At 64.0% G+C, this 6,191-nt stretch carries 6 protein-coding genes; 2 read left to right on the forward strand and 4 right to left on the reverse strand.

What is annotated here, in order from left to right; genetic code table 11:
* The 3 genes from madL to ACK5L9_RS20255 form a co-directional block, all read right to left on the reverse strand.
* Window positions 1–396: a malonate transporter subunit MadL gene (gene madL / locus ACK5L9_RS20245; protein ID WP_416913259.1), complete on the reverse strand. Its 396-nt coding sequence runs from the start codon at window positions 394–396 to the stop codon at window positions 1–3.
* A 67-nt stretch (window positions 397–463) separates the two neighbouring features.
* Window positions 464–1,972 (reverse strand): malonate--CoA ligase, encoded by a 1,509-nt coding sequence (locus ACK5L9_RS20250; protein WP_416913260.1) that lies wholly within the window; start codon window positions 1,970–1,972, stop codon window positions 464–466.
* A gap of 86 nt (window positions 1,973–2,058) precedes the next feature.
* The gene (locus ACK5L9_RS20255) at window positions 2,059–3,384 is read right to left on the reverse strand and encodes a malonyl-CoA decarboxylase domain-containing protein (protein WP_416913261.1); all 1,326 of its coding nucleotides are present in this window, start codon (window positions 3,382–3,384) and stop codon (window positions 2,059–2,061) included.
* A gap of 119 nt (window positions 3,385–3,503) precedes the next feature.
* Here ACK5L9_RS20255 and ACK5L9_RS20260 point away from each other — a divergent pair, with 119 nt between their 5' ends.
* Window positions 3,504–4,178 (forward strand): GntR family transcriptional regulator, encoded by a 675-nt coding sequence (locus ACK5L9_RS20260; RefSeq protein ID WP_416913262.1) that lies wholly within the window; start codon window positions 3,504–3,506, stop codon window positions 4,176–4,178.
* Between the two features lie 5 nt (window positions 4,179–4,183).
* On the opposite strand, the gene ACK5L9_RS20265 is transcribed toward ACK5L9_RS20260, so the two are convergent.
* Window positions 4,184–5,359: an ROK family protein gene (locus tag ACK5L9_RS20265; protein ID WP_416913263.1), complete on the reverse strand. Its 1,176-nt coding sequence runs from the start codon at window positions 5,357–5,359 to the stop codon at window positions 4,184–4,186.
* A gap of 98 nt (window positions 5,360–5,457) precedes the next feature.
* Here ACK5L9_RS20265 and ACK5L9_RS20270 point away from each other — a divergent pair.
* A partial coding sequence (locus ACK5L9_RS20270) for an ABC transporter substrate-binding protein (protein ID WP_416913264.1) occupies window positions 5,458–6,191 on the forward strand: 734 nt, incomplete at its 3' end.

Genomic DNA, 6,191 nt, shown 5'->3' on the forward strand with positions numbered 1-6,191 from the left:
TCAGACCTCCTGCGCTTCGCTGATCGGCGGCAGCGGGTCATCGGCCCCGCCGATCCGCGACAGCACGGGCACCAGCGCCCAGCAAACGGCGGTCGCGCCCACGCCGGCCAGCAGCGCCACGGGCCCCGCGCCCACAGCGGCCACTACGTTCTGCGTGGACGCCATGGCGACGACGATGGGGATGTACATCGCGCTCCAGTACAACACGCCCTCGGCGCTGTGGCTGGGAAAATGTCCGGCGCGGCGCATGCGGTCGGTGACGACGATCAGCAGCAGCATGGCAAAGCCCACACCGCCCACATTCGATGCCACCCCCAGCAATGCGCCAAGCGCATCGCCGATGATCTTGCCCACGATCAGGCAAGCCGCCAGAACGGCGGTTCCATAGATGATCATTGATCCACTCCTCCTTGGATGGGCGGCGGCCGCGCCTTTCCGTGCCGGTGCGCCGCCCGCAGCTTAGTTACTTGTAAAGATCGGCATAGGTCTTGCGCAGCTCGGCCTTCTGGACCTTGCCCATGACATTGCGCGGCAGTTCCGGCACGAACAGCACCTTTTTGGGCTGCTTGTAGCGGGCCAGCCTGTCGCCAATGGCCGCGACCACCGCGCCCTCGTCCAGCGAGGCACCGGGCTGCGGCACCACGACCGCCGTGACGCCTTCGCCAAGGTCGGGATGGTGCAGGCCGATGACCGCGCTTTCCACGACGCCGGGAAGATCGTCGATCAGCGATTCGATTTCCTTGGGGTAGACATTATAGCCCCCCGAAATCACCAGATCCTTGTCGCGCCCGACGATCCGCAGATAGCCGTCATCGCCAATCTGCCCCAGATCGCCGGTGATGAAAAAGCCGTCGGCGCGAAATTCCGATGCGGTCTTTTCCGGCATCTGCCAATAGCCCACAAAGACATTCGGCCCGCGCACCTCGATCGCGCCGATCTCGCCACCGGTCAGGGGCTGGCCGCTTTCGCGGTCGGTCACGCGGATCGCGATTCCGGGCAGCGGCATGCCCACCGCGCCGGGCTTGCGCGCACCGTCATAGGGGTTCGTCGTGATCATGCAGGTTTCGGTCATGCCATAGCGTTCAAGGATCGCGTGGCCCGTCCGTTCCTCGAAGGCGCGGTGATCCTCGGCCAAAAGCGGGGCGGAACCGGATACGAACAACCGCATGTTGGCGGTGGTGTCGCGGTTCAGCCGGTCCGATTTCAGCAGCCGTGTGTAAAAGGTCGGTACGCCCATCAGCACAGTTGCGTTTGCCATCAGGTCGATGGCCTGTTCGGCGTCGAATTTCGTCAGCCAGATCATCGTGGCACCGGCCACCATCGACATGTTGGCGGCCACGAACAGGCCATGCGTGTGAAAGATCGGCAGGGCATGGATCAGCCGGTCATCGCCCGTATAGTGCCAGCTTTCCAGCAGGGCTGCGGTGTTCGAGGCCAGATTGCCATGGGTCAGCACCGCGCCCTTGGACCGCCCCGTCGTTCCCGATGTGTACAGGATCGCGGCGTGATCGTCATCCTTGCGCGTGACCCGTCCGGTTCGGGGTGCTGCGGCACGGGCCAAATCCATCAGGCTGCCATCGCCCGTTGCGCCAAGGCTTTCGACCCGCAGACTGTCGCTTTCGCGCGGCTTGTGGGCGTCCAGTGTGGCGGGGGTGCAGGCGAACAGGCGCGGCGAGGCGTCGCCCAGGAAATAGTCGATCTCGGCCCCGGTATAGGCGGTGTTCAGCGGCAGATAGACCCCGCCCACTTGCAGCGTGGCCAGATAGAGGCAGATCGCCTCGGGGCTTTTATCGGTCTGCACGGCAACACGGTCGCCGGGCCGGATGCCGATATCGCCGAGCACCGAGGCGAAACGATGCACCAGATCCAGCGCCTCGCCATAGCTGATGGCAGGCTGGTCCGGACGCTCGAACAGCGCCTTTTCGGGATGCGCCGCAGCCGAGGCGGTAAAGCTTTCGTGAATGGTTTGCATGGTCTCCTCCCCCTATGCGTGGATTTGTCTGATTATGCGGGATTTTTGCGTCCCGAAAAGCGGCATTCGCCTTTCGGGACGCCTGATCAGCGCGCTAGGACAGCAGCCAGAGGCTTGCCCGTTGCGATGGTTCCGTCGCGGACGAAAGCCTCGTGCTGACTTTCGATGGCGGCGGGTTCGTACAGATAGTTGATCATCAGCCCATAGGCGCGACCAGCCGCGCCTTCGGACAGATCGCCTGGCCAGTTGACGCGCCAGGCGGCGGCACCATTGCCCAGATGAAACCGCCCGACCGGATCGCGCGGCGCGCCATGCCTGTTCTTGGCGGCGGTGAAATAGGTCGCCGCCAGCGCCTCGACCTGCGGCTTCAGACGCGCGGCCTCGGCCGGATCAGTGCGCCATGTTCCGGGCGACAGTTCCGCGATCAGACCGGCGGCACGCGGGTCTTCGCCGCCAGCCAGCCACGCGGCGAAACCGGGGGCGGGTGACAGCGTGACGAAGGTTTTCAGCGAAGGCAGTTCGGCAGCCAGTTCCGCCACCACCTGCTTGATCAGGAAATTTCCGAAGGACACACCCTTCAATCCGGCAAGGGTGTTGTTGATCGAATAGAACACCGCCGTATCGGCATCCTGCGCCGCATCACGCAGCGGCGCGTTCAGGATCGGGGCGATTTCCGCCGGAGTTTCCTTCATCAGCGCCACCTCGACAAAGATCAGCGGCTCATTTCCCGTCGCGGGGTGGAAAAAGGCGAAAAAGCGGCGGTCGGCGGGATCCAGACGGCGGCGCAGATCCTCCCACCCTTTCATCGGGTGAACGGTTTCATAGGCCATGACCTTTTCCAGCACGGCGGCCGGGGTAGACCAGTCCATACGCTGAATCCGCAGGAAACCACGGTTGAACCACGAGCTGAACAGATGCTCGAAATCGGCATCCACCGGGAAAAGCTGGGGATCGTCGCGCATCGCTTGCAGCAGGTCGGCGCGCATATGGACCAGTCGCAGCGTGGCCCCCGGCGCGGTGTTCAGCCGACGCAGCAGCGTCTGGCGCGGCGGCTCGACCGCGTCGAACAGCGGTACAAGGGACATTGCCGTCGGATCGGCATCATAGGCTGCAAAGGCCGCGCGGATACTGTCGGGATCGGGCGTGAACCGGTCGCGCAGCAGCACAAAGAATTCGCGGCGCTGCGCCTTGTCCAGTTGCGCATAGGCATTCAGCGCCTGTTCGGCCACGGCCACGCGCGCCGCATCACCGATCCGCCCCATCAGCACGTCGCAGGCAGCGGCAAGCCGTTCCGCCGGCGGTCGCGACAGCGCCTTGCGCGTCGCGGTTTCGTCGGCTGCCCGGTCACGCCTTTCGGTTCCCGTGATCGCATGCACCAGATCATTCAAGAATGTCAGTTTAGGTCTTGCCATGACGCGCCCTCCTGAGTTTGTTATACGCACATTTTATTGTGTTGTATATAACAAAGATGTTTATGGACATTACGCACGGCAAAGTAAATAATATCTTTGTGACAAGGGTTTGACACGGCATGACCACAACATTGCAGGGCAAGCTTACAACCCAGCAGATTCGGCAGACGCTGGAAAACGCCATCGTGGACGGGCGATTCTCGCCGGGCCAGAAGCTGGATCTTGAGGCGCTGAGCGCCGAGTTTCGATGTTCGCGCACCCCGATCCGCGAGGCGCTGCAATCGCTGGAGTTGTCGGGGCTTGTCCGGGTCGAACCAAAGCGCGGCACTTTCGTGACGGAACTGGGAATCGTCGATCTGACCGAACGTTTCGAGGTCATGGCCGAGCTTGAGGCGATGTGCGCCCGGCTGGCCGCGAGACGCGCGACCAGCGACCAGCTTCGGCGCATCCAGACCGCCGGACGGGCCTGCAAAGAGGCGGCGGAAACCGGCGACAGCGACGCCTATTATTACCAGAACACCGCCTTTCATCAGGCGATCTATACCGCATCCGGCAACCGCTTTCTGGAAAGCGAGGCGCTGCGGTTACAGGCCATGCTGCAACCCTATCGCCGCCGCCAGCTTCACCTGCGCGGGCGGATGATGCGTTCCTTGCAGGAACATCAGCGCATCGTGGCACTGATCCATTCCGGCGATGCCGAAGAGGCCGCAGCCGTGATGAACGCCCATGTCATCATCCAGGGCGACCGCTTTCACGAACTGGTCGCCTCGATGCGCCTGTCACAGCCCTGCTGACGGGCCTAATCCAGCCGCACGGCCAGTTCTGCGTCCAGACGCCGGTCGCGCAGCATGATCGCCACCCCGGTCGCTGCGGCCGAGGCACCTGTCCTCGCCAGCACGATCCGGGGCGGGGGCGTGCCGGGCAGCATCAGATCCCCGGCCATGCGCGCCAGCCGCGTGACATCACCCAGAAACAACTGCGCCAATGGTCCCCCCAACAGGATCACCCCCGGATCCAGCGCCGAGACAAGCGAAGCGATCACAGCGGCGCAGCGCATCTGCCACTGGTCAATGACGCAGCGCAGCGCGGGATCCGGGTTCGCATCATCCGACAGGCGGGCGACGACATCGGGCAAGGTCAGCCGGTCGCCCGAAATCCGCGACAGCTCCGCAAAAATTGCCTCACGGCCGATCAGGGCCTCGATCCGCAAAGGCGACTTGCCCTCAAGCATGCGGTCGATGGACAGGATGTGCCCGAACTCTCCGGCAAGGCCGTGATGACCGCGTACCAGCCGGCCCTCGTTCACGAAAGCCCCGCCGATCCCGACATCCAGCCACAGCGCCGCTGCGTCGGACAGGTTCTGGATCGCGCCTTCCTCAAGCTCGGCGATGGCGAAGGCATTGGCGTCATTGTCGCAGAAAATTTCTTGCAGGTCAGGAAAGGCCGCATGCAGTTCCGGCATCATCGACACGTCGCGCCAACCCAAAAGCGGCGCGCGCATGATGGTACCGTCATGGCTGACGGTGCCCGGAAAGGTCAGGCCAAGCGACAGGCGGCCATCCTGCGGCCAGTCCAGCACATCGGCAGTCTGGCGGACCAGCCCGGCCACGGCGGCGCAGACCCCGGCGGGGCTACCGCCGATCCCCTGCATGGACAGCGCCTGCGAATGGCATAGCCGCCCCCGGAAATCACGGGCAACCAGATGGATGCGGCGGATTCCGACCTCGATCCCGACAAAGCGCGCATAGGCCGGATTCAGTTCGAAATACTGCGCCGGACGCCCCTGCCCGCCCCCTTCGGCGTCAATCGGCCGCAGCGCGCCCTCGGACAGCAATTCCTCGACCAGACTGCCCGCAGATGATCGCATCATCTCAAGATCGCGGGCAACGCCAGCCCTGCTGGCCCGCCCCTCGCGCATCAGCAGGCGGATGGCGCGATGGCGGTTGATCTGGCGGATTGTTCTTGGTGTGGCCACGGCGATCTGCGTCTGGAAATTTCCTTGACAGCAGTATAGCCGCATAGTTTGTATGGATACGATACAAAATAGTGAACCGGATTTCAGGGAGGATAAGAATGAGGAATTTCGTGGTATCGGCGGGGCTGGCCCTGTGCATGACGGGCGCGGCAGGGGCACAACAGGTCGAGGTGATGCACTGGTGGACATCGGGCGGTGAAGGTGCTGCTGTCGGGGTGCTGAAGGACAAGCTGGCCGAAGAGGGGATTACATGGCGCGACATGGCCGTGGCAGGCGGCGGAGGCGAGGCCGCGATGACAGCGCTGCGCGCCCGCGTGGTCGCAGGCAACCCGCCCACCGCCGCGCAGATGCTGGGAATGGCGGTGCGCGACTGGTCGGGGCAGGGCCTGCTGGGCAATCTTGACGAGGTGGCGCAGGCCGATGGCTGGTCAGATGTGGTGCCGAAGGCCGTTCAGGATTTTGGAGTCAACGATGGCCACTGGGTCGCAGCGCCCGTCAACATGCACCGCCCGCATTGGGTCTGGATGAATGCGAAACTCTTTGCCGATAACGGCCTGACGCCCCCGACGACATGGGACGAGTTCTTTGCCGCCGCCGATACGCTGAAGGCCGCGGGCGTCATTCCCATCGCCGTGGGCGGGCAGGACTGGCAAGAGGCAACCATGTGGGAAGCCATCGTGCTGTCCAAGGGCCCCGATTTCTATCGTCGCGCGGTGATCGAGGCCGACCCCGAGGCGCTTGGCTCGGATGAGATGGTCGATGTGTTCGACACGATGCGCCGCATCCACGGCTATGCCGACCCGAATTTCGCGGGCCGCGACTGGAATCTTGC

The sequence above is a fragment of the Paracoccus sp. (in: a-proteobacteria) genome, from assembly GCF_047973135.1.
In the GTDB taxonomy this organism is placed as follows: Bacteria; Pseudomonadota; Alphaproteobacteria; order Rhodobacterales; family Rhodobacteraceae; genus Paracoccus.